Below are 15,772 nucleotides of genomic sequence, written 5' to 3'. Positions count from 1 at the left end.
AGTTATCTTCTAGGAGAGTCTTCCAGTGACAAAACGAACTCTTTCCATTTGGTTCTTTTTAGGTTTTTGCACTATAAAATCTGTACAGCCCTTGAGTTCAACCTTTTCTTGGGAAGAGCTGATCCAGCAGGCAACCGAGGAGTTGGAAAGGACAAGGTATGAGCAAGCCCTGGACAAACTCAGGATCGCAGATGAATCCGAGTATCCGAGGGACGCCCGTTATTACTGGATCCAAGGAAAGGCCTTGTTGGGAAAAGGGGAAGACTTAGAAGCATTAAAGAGTTTCGAAGCGAGCATTCGGTTACAGCCAGAACAGAACGCATTGCTAAGAGAAATGACTGATCTCTACGATTCTCTCCGGATAGCGGATAAGGCACTCAATACATCCAGAGTTCTTTTGGCCCGAAATCCAGACGACATCAATCTACGTTACAGAGCTGTAATATGGGCCTCGAAAATAGGCAACTTAGAGTACTATAAACAGAATCTCTCGGACCTAGAATTCAACAATCCGTACAAGGCTGAAATTTCTGCACTACTAGATGAGATACGAGGCTTTCAAGAGAAGAGCCAGCACAAGGAAGTGCTGGATCGTTGTTCCAGATTTCTTCCGTATTTTCCTAGGAACCGTCAGCTACATAGAATTTGCCTATCTTCCAAAAAAGCAAAAGATCAGACCTCTTACGAGAATGGACTTTTAGACCGAGCTGCGATCTTTAGAGAAGATCCTATCTATCACCACGAACTGACCATGGAATACTTAGATAAGAGGAAATTTGTGCAAGCAGGTGCAATGGCCAGGAGGTCCTACTTATTAGCTTTAGAACAGTCCATGTTCTTGGATAAAGATTATCTAATGCCGATTCGAAGGATCTATGTGCAAAATGGCGCTTCTAAAGACGTCCACGCAATAGAACTTCTGGAAGAGATTTTGCTCTCTAAAAAATCTCTGAGCTCCGAGGAATGGGACTCAGTCTTAAGACAGACCGGATTCAACTGGGAAATTCTAGTGTTTGCAATCCATGTATTGCAGGACTCCGAAACAGAAGGAGAAGCAAACACACTTGCCAAAGAGTGGAAGGAAATGTACCTCGAACTCAGAGGTGAGGAATTAGAAAGAGATTTTTCCAGATTCGCAGGTCCGTACTATTTAGATAAAACCTTTTCTTATTACTTGGAAAACCGCTGATAGAAAGCGAATTCGCTTGCGACTTTAACGGCAATCACAAAGCTTTCCATCAGATCATGAAATCAAAGTTAATCCCTTTTTACCTTTTCTTCCTGGAAATCCTTTTTGTATTTATTTCCTGTTCCTCTCCTAAGTTTCAAGTTCGGCAAAATCCTAAAGATAGAAATTGGCAAAAAGAGAAATTACTATTACTACCCGCTTCCTATGTGAACGAATTAGCGGGACTTTCTAAACCGATGGAGATTTATGAAGCAAATACATTTGTCGGCTTTGTATATTTCAGCGGAGGCCTTGTCAGAATCCAAAAGGATCTCGGAGTACAAACTACTACAAAAAATATAGAATTGAAAAGTCAGAGCGAGTTTCGAAAGCTTTCTTCCGATTGGATTGATTCCTCCATTTCTTCGCTTCTGAGAAAAAAGGCTTACAATTTAAGCCCGTATTCTTCAAAAATTACATTCCAAAAACCGAAATTAAGAAAAGATTATAGTCTTTCCGAAGACAACGGCCAGGATAATATCAATGTTCCGAAAATCGAATATATTTTTGAAGAGCTTTCCAAGGAATCCTCGGAAGCGTTGTCCAAATCCGGAGCTAAATACGCGATCATTCCTCTTGTTCAATACTACTATGGAAATAACGCTGGTTGGTTTATCGGACAGGACTGGGGCTGCATGGCCGGTGCAAGAATCGGAGTGCAGATCCTAGTCTACGACATAGAGTCCAAAAGAGTAGTAGCGGATGCTTTTTTTGATAAAAAATGGAAGTCTCCCCTAAAACCCAGCGTAAACTCCTCAGAATACTACCAGGAAATCGGCAAACTACAGAATTCTGTGGAGCAGGACTTTTCTGACTTCTTTTAATACTCTTCCTCGCAATCTGTTCATAAAAAGAAAAGCCGGGCGATAAAACCCGGCTTTTACTTGCCTAATAGAATCCTTCAAAACCTATTCGAGAATAGGAATATTATAAATCTATTATCTTCCTTTTTTACCGCCTTTTGGTTGAGAGCCAGAAGATTCCTTGGACGCCATCATAGGTCCGGTCATCCTCACTCCTCTCGCCTTTATGGTAGCACAGACATCCCCGAAAAAGAATAGAAACGAAGTGTCCTGATAGTCGATGGTCATATCGACTAGATAGTCAGCCTCGACTTTTTCCAAAGCTCTATGAACAGCCAAAGCCTGAACTATATTCATAGCAGATTTAGCATAGGTATACGGAGCATGGTAGTGCATCCCGCGGTTTGTGTTCTTGTCGACCTCATACCCTACTTGGCTTTCCAGTTTTTCGGTCTCGTTCGAGATGTTCACTTGGTTCAAAGTCAAGATTCGAATATTTAGGTCCGCAAGCGCTCTGAAAAAAGTACCGATCGGTCCTAAAATCCCAACTCCTGCAACACCCTCTTCCGTGCTCAACTGGTTTGTCTCCGCAAGGGTAGCCTCTTTTATAGGAACACCTTCATATTCAGGATTCTGCAGAACAACCCCTTCGTAATAAAAAGGAAACTGTTCGGAGAATGCTCTATGGTAGGTTCTATTTATAAAAGGAGTATGAACCTGCCCTTCCCAAAGACATGCCTTGGCAGATGTTTCTACACCTATCGTATAATCTGCCTTTGCGAATCTAAGCTCAGGAGTAAAAACGGTCGGTACATGTTTAGTCGAGAAAGTGCAACTAACTGCACCGATTCCCAACAACACTAAAACAAAAAATCTCATGTCGGCCTCCCGATTACTTGGAGGAGACTGGACCGTTCTTTAATGTAATGGCTCGAGCTTTTACCGTTACGCAAGTGCTGTTTCCGAAAATGAAATACGCAGTGCTTTCGCTCTCATATTTTGGATGAACGATGTAAGTAGCGCCTTCTAGTTTTGAAAGTGCATCATAATTTGCTTGTGCTTCGATCGTTCTAGTAAAAGCGCTTCCTCCCACGTCACCTTCGTTGCTTCCAAAAAGGCTAGGAAGATTCACCAGGTGGAACAGATAAAAGCCACATGCTTTTCCGGAAGTTTCTGCGCCAACAGTATAATCTGCTTCCGCGAGTCGAAGTACCGAAGTTCCTACTTGTGGAACATCTTTGTATTTGTATGTACAGTTCGTTGCCGCTAAAGCTGCAACTGCAAGTAGGAGAAGAATATATTTTTTCATCCTAGATCCTCATTTTAAAAATTTCTCACAATTGGAATGAAGCAGTAATCATGGTCAATAAGTTTACTCTGAAAAGGAACAATATATTTCTCAATCATCCTTGTCTGGAATATTTGAAATTAGTATATATTTACTTCTGCTAAAATCTGCTATCGAGCCGCAAATTCAATTACACCTAAGAAGTTAGATCACAAAGCAAATCCACTGATTGAGTAGTACTCGAAAAACTGGGATTTTTTAGGCCTTGAGTCGATTTCGAGCCTGGGTGGAAAATAAAATCTTCTGGAACTAGCGATACTTGCTGTAATACTGTCCAAACCGAGGATATCCTATGAAAATCGAGTTCACGCAAGGCCAGTACGAAACTCTAATAAAGTCCATCGCCATCTCGAGTTGGATGATCAACGCTTTTGAAGAAGGAAGCGAGGAAACCGGAGTCTACGCGGAACTAGAACAATATATACTATCCTTTGCAAAGGACTTCGGAAAGCAAGATTTCGTTGAATATGATACCGAAGAAAATGTATATTACCCTACTCGCAAATTTGAAGACCAAACCGATATTTTCGAAATCATCAGCGAGTATGATAATGAATTATTTTGGGACGAACTGATTCATAGAATGGGCCGGAGAGATTTCCTAAGAGAGTATGGAGAAGAAGCAATCTCGCAGATGGCAATAGAGGAAAGAATCGAAAAAGAAGCTCCTTATATCACCAAGTATGAAGAAATCTTTTCCAACCAAGGATTGGAGAATATAGAGATTCGCTGATTTGTCGATGAATCAAGTTCCTGTAAATTACGGAATCGTAAATATCCAATCTATACTTCCGAATCTCAAAGGAATAGGCAAAGCAGATACTAAAACAATTGAAATTCCTTATTCTCTTCCGGGCGACAAGTATGAAGTACTTCGCTTCGGGAAACGAAAATTCTTTTTTAGGTGGAATCCAAAGGAAATCCAACCTAGAGTAGAAAATCCTCACTGTTCTCATTTCGGCGAATGCGGAGGTTGTTCCGGGCAACATATCCCGTATCAGGAACAATTCGAACTTAAGTCCAGACCGATTCTGGAAGGAGCTCATTCTCTAGGCTTCGAAAAGATCCAAGCACTGCCCGCAGAAAAGCCCTACTCGTATCGAAACCGAATGGACTTTGCGGTTTTCCCGAATGGTACGATCGGACTCAGAATGTCTGGAAACTTCAGGAAAGTTATCCCGATTTCAAAATGCGAAATTCAATCTGACTGGGCAAACCATGAGATGAATTCTCTCCGAATCCTTTTTCAGGAATTTCCAGGAATCGAATATGATCGCAAGACAGAATCAGGATTTTTGAAATACATCACACTTAGAACCGGTGTTCAGACAGATGATTCAATGACGATTCTGACTTTTACCGAAGACTTTCTGAACCATGAAAATCTGGAGAAGGTCGCAGAATTTGTAAAAGTACAATCTAGGGCGAAAAATCTAGTCTTCTGTTTCAATCGTAAAAAGGGAGAAGTTTCCGCAAACGGAGTTTCAAAAGTAATCCGCGGAAAGGACACTTTGGAGGACACGATTCTCGGAAAAAAGATTCTAATCCCGTTTGACGGGTTCTATCAGCCGAATCCCATCGAATTTGAGAAAATCTTAAAATACATCGGAAACAAAATCTCCGAAGCGGAGAACTTTGCGGATTTGTTTTGTGGAAGTGGATTCTTTTCTCTAATATTTGGAGAAAAATTCCAAAATATTTTGGGGATCGATATCGTTCCTTCTTCTGTGGATAGCGCGAAATCTTGTTTAAGTTCTGAGTTTCCTAACAAGAATCTGAATATTTTGAGATTCGACTTATTCCACAAAAAGGGAGTAGAACAAATGGAATCTGCGAATTTGCCTTGGGAAGAATCCGTGGTTGTCGCTGATCCTCCCCGAAGCGGATTGAATATCGATCTATTAGAGTTTCTAAATTCTCGTCCGGCGAAGCAGATCTTTTACGTTTCTTGCAATCCGGCCAAACAGCTAGCCGATTTGGAAATTCTCAAAAATTCCTATGAAATGAAGGAACTCCTAGTTTGCGACCCATTCCCGCAAACTCCTCATTTGGAGTCTCTGGCTTATTTAGTACCGAAAAATCGCTGAAGCAGATTCGATTTTCGCACGATACATGTACCAAATATAGAAGTTTCCAGGTACTTGTACATGATCTCTAGAGTTATTCTTTGTATTCTATTCTTGCCTCTGTTTTTATCCAGCTGCCGGACGATCATCATCAGACCATGGAACACGCCACACAAGCTAGATTCCGTAGAAACGATCCGAGTCTATTTAGGCAGGGCAGAATCAGATCTAATTCTGAAAGCGGACGGCACCATCTCCGTGTATGACATTAACAATCTCTTAATTAAAAGAGCTTATGATATCGTATCACTCGACGCCAGAAAATTACGAGCCCCGATTCGCTTCTCTTCTGAAAATCCCGGATTGGAATACAAGGGGAAAAAATACAGAGGAGAAATCGTACTGGTTCCGGAAAATTCTGGATCAGTTCTGGTATTGAATAGAGTTCCGATTGAAGAGTATTTGTACTCAGTGGTTCCCTCGGAAGTTCCTGCAGGCTGGCCAGAAGAAGCACTCAAAGCACAGGCGATTTGTTCCAGAACCTATGCGGTGCGGGAGATGATCGCTAAAAAAGAATCCAGCTTTGATGTAGAAGCCACTGTAAATTCTCAAGCTTACGGTGGTATGCAAAAGGAAAATCCAAGGACCACTTCTGCAGTCAAAGATACCCAAGGCGTACTCGCAGTATATGAAGGAGATCCTATTCACACCTTCTTTCACTCCAACAGCGGAGGAAAAACCGAAACTCCGGAAAATCTCTGGGGAGGAAAAAGACTGCCCTATTTGAATTCGGTTTCTTCAGAGTTCGATAACTCGGGAGAACAGTTCTTATGGAAATCCAATCTGAGCCAAGATCAAATCGACCAGTCTTTGAGTTCTCTTGGAGTAGGTTCTGTCCAATCTGTTCAGGTTCTTTCTAGAACTCCTTCCGGTAGAGTGGACCTCGTAGAAATCATTGGTTCCGAAAGCTCCACAAAGATGAAAGGAAAGGAATTTAGAAATCTAATGGGTGCTTCCATCAAGTCTCTACGATTCGGGATCAAGAGAGACTCGGATGGATTTTTGGTGAAAGGAATGGGGTCCGGACACGGAGTGGGCTTAAGCCAATGGGGAAGCTACGGAATGGCAAAACAAAACTATACGTACGCAGAAATTCTGAGGCACTATTACCAAGGAATCGATTTCGCGCGCATTACAAAATAAAATCGAACTCGAGCACTAAGCCGATTCTTCTAAAAGGAACCCGCTCGACACTTTTTTCCTCTATTTCCTATTCTGTTTTAGGCCAAACTAATTGGCACTTCTGTTTCGATTTCTTTTCCTTGCGGAACACCTGGCTGCTCAGTATCAAGGTGAAAGGTGCACTCTTGAATAGACTCATCGTTCGCAACTTAAGAAAATCATACCAATCCGGAAAGTTCAATACACCAGTGCTGAAAGGAATCGAACTGGATATCCCGGCAACTTTCGTGACTTTGATGGGCCCCTCCGGCTCAGGCAAATCTACTTTTCTGAATATACTTTCTGGCATTGACTCTGCGGATTCCGGAGAAGTATGGGTGAATGGAAAGGACATCACGAAATTCGATCAGAACCAGCTAACGATGTATAGAAGAGAAAAGACCGGAATCATATTCCAATTCTTTCATCTACTACCTTACTTGAATGCGATCGAAAATGTAGCGATTCCGCTTTATATTTCCGGAATCGGAAAAAAGGAAGCAGTCTCCATCGCTGAGGACGCTTTAGAAAAGGTAGGTCTTTCGCACAGAAGGACTCACAAGCCGGATGAAATGTCAGGCGGAGAGCAGCAACGAGTAGCGATCGCGAGAGCATTGAGCAAAAAGCCGAGCATTATTCTCGCAGACGAGCCCACCGGAAACCTGGACACTTTTCACGCAGAAAAAGTTTTGGATCTTTTATTGGAGCTCCAAGACAGGGAAAAGTTTGCTCTGTTTGTGGTCACTCACGACAGAGATATAGGATCTAAGGGACAGGTTCAGCTCGGAATGAAAGACGGGACGATCTTTGCATCGAATGCGCAAGGCTCCCTTTCCAAATGAACTTTCAATTAAACTTTCTTTTTCTATTTGAGTATTTCAGGACTCATATTCCTAGAATCGTATTCGCATTGGTCGGTATATCTCTCGGAGTAGGACTCTTTCTGTCCACTTCTACAAATGCATCTAGAGCAGAAAAATCTCTGATCGATTTTTCCATGGGTTATTTTAAGGGAAATTCTAAAATCAAGGTCGGCCCTTCCCAGCCAGGGCAACCAATTCCGTGGAAAGTTATGGAAAAGATTTTCTATGCGAAGGAGCTCCGACATATCACCGGAATTCTTCCTAGGATACAAAGAGATGGAATCACTTCGGATAACTTAAGAGTTGTCTATATAGGTTTAGATCTATCCAAAGAATTTAATAAACTAAAATCGGATTCTGAATTAACGGATTCGAAGATTTCCAACACCGAGCCCAAGCCTATTGACAGTCACACCTTTGTATCCAAAGCATTGGAACAAAAGTTTTTAGGCGCGCCTTTTACGATTCTATTGGGCGGAAAGTCCACTGAGTTCAAAAACACTACTCCTCTGGATCTGGAAGGCGGGTATATCATTATCGAGGATCTTTCCAAAACATCAGAAAGATTGAATATTGAGCAGGGTGTAGATTATCTGCTCTTAGATTGTCCAGAGGAAAAAGTCCAATTCACAAAACGGAAGCTTCTGGAAATTTTGGGAGCTACCGGAGAGAATTTTGCAATCGAAACCTCGGAGGAAATCAAAGAAAAATCTGCGAATGCTCTCCGTTCCTTTCAGCTCAATCTACTGATCATCTCATTTATTTCGCTCTTAATCGCTTTCTTTATGGTTTCGAATACCATGTCCGGACTTTATCTTTCCAGAGAAAAAGAGTTAGGGATTCTAAGGACTTTAGGTTTAGGGAGCAACGAGGCCACTTTTCTTTTCTTAGGACAGTCTCTGTTGTTAGGAGCTGTCGGGAGTTTATTTGGATTAGTTATCGGAACTTTTTTTTCAGGGTTGGATCTTTTTCGACCGGAATCCCCTTTAGTCGATAAATCCTTTTTGTCCACCTACGCATCGATTTCTACTTCTCAGTATTTGCTCGCGTGGAGCTTAGGAATGCTCGGTTCCGCGTTCTCCTCTCTCATACCGTCGATTCGTGCAGGTAAAATTCCGCCACTATCAATCCTCAGGGACGCCACAACTGGGAAACGAAACTTTTCCACAAAAAGAACCTTAGTCATAGGTTTGATTTTATTTTTCGTTTCATTAGGAATATCGAATATTCCGATTCCTTCAAAAATTCCTTTTGCAGGATTGATAGGCTTGGCCGGGATCGTAATCGGCATTACTCTCACATTCCCCTACTCGATCGAAAAATTTTCAGACTTCGTCCTGAGGTTATTTCAAAAGAGCGATCGCTCCTTCCTATTCGTTAAAGTGGGCCTAGAAGAACTTAAAAATAATCCTACCGGAAACACATTGACTGCAGCAACCATCATGCTCTCGGTTTCCTTGGTAGTGTGTCTTACTATTCTGACGGACAGTTATAAATACAGCTTAATCCATTGGGTCGAAAACGAATTTCAAGCAGATCTTACAGTAATCAATGATCGATACTATCAATCCGGAATCCATGGAGGGGTGCCTACAACTCTCAAGGAAAGAATTTCACGACTGGAACTTTCAGATCGTTTGGATGGCTTTTTGGTGAATAAGAAGTTTGAAACTGACCGCGGAGTCTTTTTGATCGCGGCTTACGATTTCTCCGCCTATAAAAGCAAACCTGATTCCTTAGAAAGATTGGTCCATTCAGAAAAAGACATATTAATTTCTTCGAATATGGCATTTATGTTCAAACTGAAAGTCGGTGATACACTTACTTCAAGAACCAAGACCGGCTTTCAAGTATTTACGATTCGGGGAATCAAAGAGCATTTCTTCTCGGAACAGGGAACTGTTATGATGGATATTAATTTTTATCCCAGAATTTTTCCGGTCAGAGACTTAAATTCAGTGAAGCTGTTTTTAAAGCCTGAGTTTCGATCACTGGAAGGAAAGACAATCGCCATCCGAAGACTCAAAGATCTCTTGGATAGCGATCCGGAGCTGAAAGATATTTCCATCTTGGATCATGACCAACTGAAAAATCTTTACGTGACGGAGCTCAATAAAGTATTTCGAATTCTGGATTCTGTGAAAGTGACCGCGCTTTTTATCACCTTTATTTCCCTACTATCGTCCTTAATGCATAATCTTTACGATAAGCAAAGAGTTTTAGGAGTGCTCAAATATTTCGGTGCATCGCAAGAGCAACTGGGAACTATCGTAAAATCAGAAAGTATATTCTTGACCAGCTTCGGCGCATGGTTCGGAATTTTCACATCACTCGTCGTCTCGCCGATTATTCTGTATGTAGTGAACAAAAATGCGTTCGGTTGGACTCTGCATTTTACCTTTTTTCCTTGGATGCCGGGATTCATTCTCACATTTGCTCCGATTTTAGGCTGGCTGAGTTCCTTTTACCCGCTTCGAATTTTGCGCAACTTAAAATTCAAATTGAGTTCTGAATGATTTTTCCTTTAAAACTCGGTTGATTTTGAAAGGTTAATTATTATCCTATTCCATCTATGGCGTCTCCACTGGAAACTGCCCTTGAATTAGTCGATGAAATTCGCAAAATAAACCAGCAGGAAGAAGACAAGATTCCCATGTCCGATTCCTTTTTGAGGGAAATGGCATCCGTTCTCTTAAAGGAAACCGGGGAACTAAGGAACATTCTAGACAAGCTGAAGGAAGCCAAGTATATTTTTGTCATCAAGGTGGTCACTCCTGAGCACCAAAGGGATAACAAAAACGTAGATTTCGGAGTGGACGCCTATATTTACGCTGATGCAAAAATCGTCGGAGACCTAAAGAGTTTTTCTGATAAGAAATTAGAAAAGGCGTACGAGTCTACTTTTTATAAAAAGAAATCTCCCTTTCAAATCACACGAGAACTATTTCCGAAAATCAAACAATACAACAACACTCCTCTGGGTAGATTCATTAACATTTCCGTAATGTTAGAGGAATTTCAGAGATTGATGGTCACTCACGAAAAAGATTATGAAGACCAGAAAAGAAGAAATAAACTAGACCAGCTGATGGCTGACTCTGCTCCGATCGGGCCTTCCTTAGGAAAGGACATCCCGGATGAATATGAGATCAGTCCTAGTAGTTTTTCCAAACAAACTGTTTCCAGACAAAGGGCTGTGGATCATCCACATGCACAAGAGTTACCGATCGATACTGCTAGTCCCTGGGCAAAGTTATCGGGTAAGTTTTCTGTGGAGTTTTTAGTGAGGATCCATCTCAGAAAATACGAGTTTGATACCGTAAAAAAATTAATTCTCACGGGCAAGATCACTCAGTTTAACGACTTCAAGTTTATTCGGGATTCCTTGAATAAAATGGAAGGGAATATAGAGTTAGATCCTTTACTTAAGAACTTCCAAAACGAAATCACCGATTTGAGAAGACTTGCACAAAAGAAAATGAATATTCTAAAAGGGATTACTCATTCTGGATCCAACGCTTCGGACTAAAGTAGCCCGAAGTAATTGATGATCTGTGCGAGGAAAAGAATCAGCAATATAAAGATCCATCTCCTTCTCGCTTTTGTCCCGGTTTCAAGCCTATCTTTCGGCAATGACAAAATGTAAAGAAGTGCGTTTAAAGTTAGCACTAAAAATATTGCGTCTGACTTGAGTCCAGTGAGTCCGGAAAACACAGCAACCGCAATTCCAATAGAAGGAAGAAATGCAATCGCTGTCTTCCAAACTGCGACCTTAGTTTCCTCTGAGAATATTTTTGCCTTGAGACGGGTTTTGCTTTCTAATTCGGAAAGAAATTGGTCAGAATTTTCCAGATTCAGTAAAGGGATGTATGTTCCTTGCTTCGTGACGAGCAGGATCCGAGGATATCCTCGAAAAGTATCCTTTTCGATTTGCTGGACCTCTTTAAAATCTGTTTCCATGCATTGGCCTTGTTGGGTCCACTGCTTTATACTCTTGGAGTCGATTTCTATTTTTGCACCTTTTAATATTTTAAGCTGTTTCGTATAATTTTTGATTAATAGAATTACTAGAACCCCGGAAATCGGTAAAAAGATTCCCAAGAACGAACTTTTATTTTCTGCCGGGACTTGGAAAAAATTCCAACCCATAAACAGTAAAAAGATGAGTACGACCATAGCGGTCCTTAATTGCAGCTTTTTTCGGAAAGATTCTAAATCATAAGAATATTGGCTCATTAAATTTGCCTACTCCAGATTTCCGAATTCCGATTTCTTAAATAGAGAGTGCATTTTCACTCCTTCGGATTCGATCGCTTCTCTTCCGCCTTCTTCGCGGTCCAATATGCAAATTCCATAATTTACGATCAATCCGGCATCTCTTAAACTCTTGATCGCTTGCGAAGTAGAACCTCCGGTGGTGACGACGTCGTCTACTACAAAGCAAGAGCGAACCATATGAATCGCGCCTTCTACTAAATTCTTAGTTCCGTGTTCTTTCACCTGCTTTCGGACAATCATCGGAAAGACGTTTTTCCCTTGCCGCCTATACTCAAATCCGAGGCCGTAGCAAATCGGATCTGCTCCGAGAGTAAGCCCTCCGAAAGATTCCGGATCGGGAAGCCCAGTTTTAGGAAGAAAGTCCTCTACGATATATCTGCAGAGCAATTCCAGACGCTCCGGGTGCATTGTGATTTCTTTGCAGTTAAAATAATGTCTAGATTTTCTTCCGCTCGCAAGACTGAAGGGCTCTTCCCTATATTTATATGCATGTTCTTTAATTAACTTAAATAGTTCCTGTCTCATATGTTTTCCTTCTAAAATTATCTCGACGCAAATAGCGTTTCAAGTCGTACCTAATTCTAAATTCTAAGTGATCCTACTTACATCAACTTCCACTTTCAGTTTGTGCTTTCCGCCACCGAACAAAATCCCTTTCAAAGGAGAAACATCCGAGAAGTCCCTTCCTATCGAAGTAAAGATATATTCCTCTGTTAATGCCTTTCCATTCGTTGGGTCAAAATCTTTCCAGCCAATTCCTGGACAATAGACTCCGATCCAAGCGTGAGTTGCGTCGCTTCCTCGCAATTTCGGTTTTCCCGGAGGCGGATACGTTTCTATGTAGCCAGAAACATATCTACAAGGAAGTCCCAAAGATCGAAAGGCTGCGATCGTAAGATGTGCAAAATCCTGACAGACTCCTTCTTTCTTTTCCAGCACTTCGTCGAGGGAAGTATAGATATGAGTGCTTCCTACTTTAAACTTAAATTTCTCCTTAAATCGCTGCACATACTCCAGCACAGAAGAAAAATATGGCCTTTCCATTGGAAGCATCTGCTTTATGAATTCTTTATATATGCTCGATCTAACTACAAAAGGAGAATCGCCCACAAAATCCAGAGCTTCGAGATGCTCGTTGGAGCTCGGATTTTTTAAAAGTTCTATTACTTCGTTTGTCGTAGGAGAATCAGAAAAATTCGATTTTTCATCCGAGGTTGTGGTCACTTTAGAAGTGGCACATACGCTGAGCACTTTATGCGATTCTTCTACGGAAAAGGAGTAAACCATGTTTCCGAAATAATCTCTTCGAAATTCTGCACTTTTTGGTTTTGGTTCCACGAGTATCTTTAAGTCCGTGCAATTTTGAAAATCGTTGGAATCCGGACAAAGATGGGCCACATTCAAGCAATGACTTACCGGCTTTTCGTACGTGTAAAGTGTGAGGTGACGAACCGAGTATTCAGCCATAGGATTCCCCAAATCGAACCTGACTTTCTATATAACGGAAGTATTTTTTAGCGATGGAATCGGATTCTGCTCTGAGCAAAAAGGAGATGTCCGCAAGCCAGCGACTCAGTGCACCGGCCGGATCTGCGTATTCGAATAGCCGTTTTGCGTCCTCATCCCTAAACCTGTTGATCAAATCAGACAGAATTCTCACCTCTTCGGAATCGGAATTGCCTCCCGCGACAAGTGCGTTTTCCTTGATTCTAGAAATCTGGAATGCGAGAGACCTTGGATTCGTTTCATCAAACAGTAATATATCGATCACGGATTCCGCTTCGATACGGTGCTTATATCTTCTGCGATACGTAATCCGTATATCATTAATATTCAATAGACTCTCAAATAGACTTTTATTATATAATGTAGTCCGTTCTAATGCGAACGTCAGTACTCTCACAATAAATAGAGATCTCTCGATCCTTTTTCCGAAGTCCAAAAAGAAGTATCCTGTCTCTCGGCTCATACTTTCAGAACTCAGTCCTGAAAGGGAAGCAAAGAGAGTGACTAGCTTCTGAAGGTACTCCAAAATCTGAACATAAGAATTATCTTCCGGAGTTTCGGTTTCTATCTTGGAAATCAGGTATCTCGTATCGTCCGAGATCCTGTCTCTCACTGATTTGCTCGCTTTTATGTAGAAGTTCAGATCATGCCTAATACTGCCCGAGGTGAAGGGAGAAACCACAAGGTCAAAAATCTTTTCGCGATTAGTTTCAAAGTCGAGGACCCCTTCCGAAAATCCAGAAACGAAGCCGGAAACTTTATTCAAGATTTGTAATAGAATAGAAATCTGTTCCTTTTCGTAGGACTCCTCTGATTCCAATAGTTTCTGAACTGTTTCTCTTAAGAAGCGTGCAAGATTTTCCGCGCGCTCGGAATATCTTCCCATCCAAAACATATTGTCAGCGACTCGACTTGGTACGCCCGCACCCTTTCTTCGAAGTGGGATTCTTTCGAGTTGTCCAGGCAGCAGAGAGATATCTTTTTTCTCTTCGGAGGATAGTATCCAAAGGTCTTTGGATATTGCTCCTTTTTGGTTGGTGATGACAAGTGCTTCCGGTTTTGTGGACACTCTGACGAGTCCGCCCGGCATACAAGTATAGCCATTTTCTGAGAGACAAACAAAAGTCCTGAGGACGGATTTTCCAACCACTAACTCTTCAGAGTCGCCGGTAAAGAAAGGACAGGTAGAACCGGAAAGAATCTCCTGAGCCACATATCTTTCCGGCTGAAGGCTCACCTTCTGCTTCCAATCCTGAAGCTCTTGTCTAGAAAGTTGCGACAAGAAGATCGAAGTTTCAATATTAGTACGAATCGCCGGCTTTAATACGAATTGATTCGGATTAGAAAAAACTTTTTCGAATTCGGAAGGATCTCCCATCCAGACTGTAGGAACATTCGGAAGGATCAGCTCTTCTCCTAGATAGTACTTTGAAAGAGCAGGCAAGTAAGCGTGCAGAGCACGATTTTCCAAAAACCCGGATCCGATCGGATTTGCGATAAGAACATTCCCTGCTCGAACTGCATTCAAAATTCCGGGAATTCCGAGGAGGGAATCTCCTTTTAACTCCAAAGGATCCATGAACCAATCGTCGACTCTTCGGAAAATGATATCTACAGGCTGCAAACCTTCCACGGTCTTGATAAATACCTTGTTTTCTCGAACGGTAAAGTCTTCGGCTTGGGCCAAAACGAATCCGAGATATCCGGCTAAATAAGCGTGCTCGAAGTAGGTTTCGTTGCCTGGACCGGGTGTAAGCAAAACCGCTACCGGTTCCCTGTCCTTGGCACCGGATAAAGTATATAATGTTTTTCTTAAGGATCTGAAATACAGCGCTACTCTGTGAACCTGGGAATCCCTATAAATCGACGGGAAAACCCTCGAAAGTACGATACGATTTTCTAATGAATACCCAGACCCTGAAGGCGCCTGCACTCGATCCCCGATTACGTAAAAGGTTCCATCGTTGGAGCGACTGATATCGGTTGCGATAAATGCTAAGCGAAATGTGAACGGGTCATAGATCGGGGAACAGGCTCTTAAAAAACCTCCAGACTGGAACAATACCTCTGGAGGAATCTTCCCCTCGTAGAGAAGTTTGCGAGCACCGTATGCGTCCTTGAGAACTTCGTCCAGGAGTTCTGCTCTTTGGATCAGACCTCTTTCTACGGTTTCCCATTCCCTGCTATCCATGAGGATAGGAAACAAGTCCAGGGACCAGACTCTCTCTTGCTCGTCGCCGTAAACGTTATAAGTGACCCCGTTCTCTTTGAGAATCCGAAGACTGTCTATCTTTCGCCGTCTTAGTTCTTCGGGACCTAGATTTTCTAAAGAACGGATTAAGAATTCGTACTTTTCTCGGGGAACCCCATTGGGAAGACATACCTCATCGAATACTCCAGGCAGAGGAGAATATCCGGAAAGAAATCCTTTGTTCTGGGAAGTCTGTTGGCCCATCTTC

General features: G+C 42.0%; 14 protein-coding genes. 8 read left to right on the top strand and 6 right to left on the bottom strand.

From position 1 onward, the window contains the following. Positions 1-25: 25 nt before the first annotated feature. Together CH373_RS04455 and CH373_RS04450 are read left to right on the top strand one after the other, a co-directional pair. Complete coding sequence (locus CH373_RS04455) at positions 26-1,189, top strand: tetratricopeptide repeat protein (RefSeq protein ID WP_100715338.1); 1,164 nt, start codon at positions 26-28, stop codon at positions 1,187-1,189. Positions 1,190-1,245: 56 nt separating this feature from the next. After that, positions 1,246-2,052, top strand: a complete 807-nt coding sequence (locus tag CH373_RS04450) for a hypothetical protein (RefSeq protein WP_100715337.1) — start codon at positions 1,246-1,248, stop codon at positions 2,050-2,052. A gap of 114 nt (positions 2,053-2,166) precedes the next feature. On the opposite strand, the gene CH373_RS04445 is transcribed toward CH373_RS04450, so the two are convergent. Together CH373_RS04445 and CH373_RS04440 are read right to left on the bottom strand one after the other, a co-directional pair. After that, positions 2,167-2,910, bottom strand: coding sequence for a hypothetical protein (locus tag CH373_RS04445; RefSeq protein WP_100715336.1), 744 nt, complete (start codon positions 2,908-2,910; stop codon positions 2,167-2,169). A gap of 13 nt (positions 2,911-2,923) precedes the next feature. Next, entirely contained in the window at positions 2,924-3,340 is a 417-nt protein-coding gene (locus tag CH373_RS04440; protein WP_100715335.1) for a hypothetical protein, read from the bottom strand. A gap of 331 nt (positions 3,341-3,671) precedes the next feature. Here CH373_RS04440 and CH373_RS04435 point away from each other — a divergent pair, with 331 nt between their 5' ends. The 6 genes from CH373_RS04435 (at position 3,672) to CH373_RS04410 (ending at position 11,058) form a co-directional block, all read left to right on the top strand. Beyond that, on the top strand, positions 3,672-4,112 hold the full coding sequence (locus CH373_RS04435; RefSeq protein ID WP_100715334.1) for a hypothetical protein: 441 nt from the start codon (positions 3,672-3,674) through the stop codon (positions 4,110-4,112). A 7-nt stretch (positions 4,113-4,119) separates the two neighbouring features. Beyond that, on the top strand, positions 4,120-5,466 hold the full coding sequence (gene rlmD / locus CH373_RS04430; protein WP_100715333.1) for a 23S rRNA (uracil(1939)-C(5))-methyltransferase RlmD: 1,347 nt from the start codon (positions 4,120-4,122) through the stop codon (positions 5,464-5,466). A 60-nt stretch (positions 5,467-5,526) separates the two neighbouring features. Next, positions 5,527-6,648, top strand: a complete 1,122-nt coding sequence (locus tag CH373_RS04425; protein ID WP_100715332.1) for a SpoIID/LytB domain-containing protein — start codon at positions 5,527-5,529, stop codon at positions 6,646-6,648. Between the two features lie 143 nt (positions 6,649-6,791). Next, positions 6,792-7,508 (top strand): ABC transporter ATP-binding protein, encoded by a 717-nt coding sequence (locus CH373_RS04420; RefSeq protein ID WP_423789808.1) that lies wholly within the window; start codon positions 6,792-6,794, stop codon positions 7,506-7,508. Continuing rightward, the gene (locus CH373_RS04415; protein WP_100715330.1) at positions 7,505-10,045 is read left to right on the top strand and encodes an FtsX-like permease family protein; all 2,541 of its coding nucleotides are present in this window, start codon (positions 7,505-7,507) and stop codon (positions 10,043-10,045) included. The genes CH373_RS04420 and CH373_RS04415 overlap by 4 nt, the downstream gene beginning before the upstream one ends. Before the next feature lie 56 nt (positions 10,046-10,101). After that, positions 10,102-11,058 carry a hypothetical protein gene (locus CH373_RS04410; protein ID WP_100715329.1) on the top strand — a complete coding sequence of 319 codons (957 nt, stop codon included), beginning with the start codon at positions 10,102-10,104 and terminating at the stop codon, positions 11,056-11,058. On the opposite strand, the gene CH373_RS04405 is transcribed toward CH373_RS04410, so the two are convergent. From CH373_RS04405 to CH373_RS04390, 4 genes are all read right to left on the bottom strand, one after another. Next, on the bottom strand, positions 11,055-11,765 hold the full coding sequence (locus CH373_RS04405) for a hypothetical protein (RefSeq protein WP_100715328.1): 711 nt from the start codon (positions 11,763-11,765) through the stop codon (positions 11,055-11,057). The genes CH373_RS04410 and CH373_RS04405 overlap by 4 nt on opposite strands. A 9-nt stretch (positions 11,766-11,774) precedes the next feature. Further along, positions 11,775-12,332: an orotate phosphoribosyltransferase gene (gene pyrE / locus CH373_RS04400; RefSeq protein WP_100715327.1), complete on the bottom strand. Its 558-nt coding sequence runs from the start codon at positions 12,330-12,332 to the stop codon at positions 11,775-11,777. A 63-nt stretch (positions 12,333-12,395) separates the two neighbouring features. Then, on the bottom strand, positions 12,396-13,274 hold the full coding sequence (locus CH373_RS04395) for a transglutaminase family protein (RefSeq protein WP_100715326.1): 879 nt from the start codon (positions 13,272-13,274) through the stop codon (positions 12,396-12,398). After that, positions 13,267-15,768 (bottom strand): circularly permuted type 2 ATP-grasp protein, encoded by a 2,502-nt coding sequence (locus CH373_RS04390; protein WP_100715325.1) that lies wholly within the window; start codon positions 15,766-15,768, stop codon positions 13,267-13,269. The genes CH373_RS04395 and CH373_RS04390 overlap by 8 nt, the downstream gene beginning before the upstream one ends. Between the last annotated feature and the right edge of the window lie 4 nt (positions 15,769-15,772).

The sequence above is a fragment of the Leptospira perolatii genome, assembly GCF_002811875.1.
Lineage (GTDB): Bacteria > Spirochaetota > Leptospiria > Leptospirales > Leptospiraceae > Leptospira_B > Leptospira_B perolatii.
Note: the sequence above shows the minus strand (reverse complement) of the source record. Positions and strands in the feature narration are given on the sequence as shown.

Bases quoted from the DNA above. Each gene is read 5' to 3' on its own strand.
- CH373_RS04450 (WP_100715337.1), top strand. From the start codon at position 1,246: ATGAAATCAAAGTTAATCCCTTTTTACCTTTTCTTCCTGGAAATCCTT.
- CH373_RS04445 (WP_100715336.1), bottom strand. From the start codon at position 2,910: ATGAGATTTTTTGTTTTAGTGTTGTTGGGAATCGGTGCAGTTAGTTGC.
- CH373_RS04440 (WP_100715335.1), bottom strand. From the start codon at position 3,340: ATGAAAAAATATATTCTTCTCCTACTTGCAGTTGCAGCTTTAGCGGCA.
- CH373_RS04435 (WP_100715334.1), top strand. From the start codon at position 3,672: ATGAAAATCGAGTTCACGCAAGGCCAGTACGAAACTCTAATAAAGTCC.
- rlmD (WP_100715333.1), top strand. From the start codon at position 4,120: ATGAATCAAGTTCCTGTAAATTACGGAATCGTAAATATCCAATCTATA.
- CH373_RS04425 (WP_100715332.1), top strand. From the start codon at position 5,527: ATGATCTCTAGAGTTATTCTTTGTATTCTATTCTTGCCTCTGTTTTTA.
- CH373_RS04415 (WP_100715330.1), top strand. From the start codon at position 7,505: ATGAACTTTCAATTAAACTTTCTTTTTCTATTTGAGTATTTCAGGACT.
- CH373_RS04410 (WP_100715329.1), top strand. From the start codon at position 10,102: ATGGCGTCTCCACTGGAAACTGCCCTTGAATTAGTCGATGAAATTCGC.
- CH373_RS04405 (WP_100715328.1), bottom strand. From the start codon at position 11,765: ATGAGCCAATATTCTTATGATTTAGAATCTTTCCGAAAAAAGCTGCAA.
- pyrE (WP_100715327.1), bottom strand. From the start codon at position 12,332: ATGAGACAGGAACTATTTAAGTTAATTAAAGAACATGCATATAAATAT.
- CH373_RS04395 (WP_100715326.1), bottom strand. From the start codon at position 13,274: ATGGCTGAATACTCGGTTCGTCACCTCACACTTTACACGTACGAAAAG.
- CH373_RS04390 (WP_100715325.1), bottom strand. From the start codon at position 15,768: ATGGGCCAACAGACTTCCCAGAACAAAGGATTTCTTTCCGGATATTCT.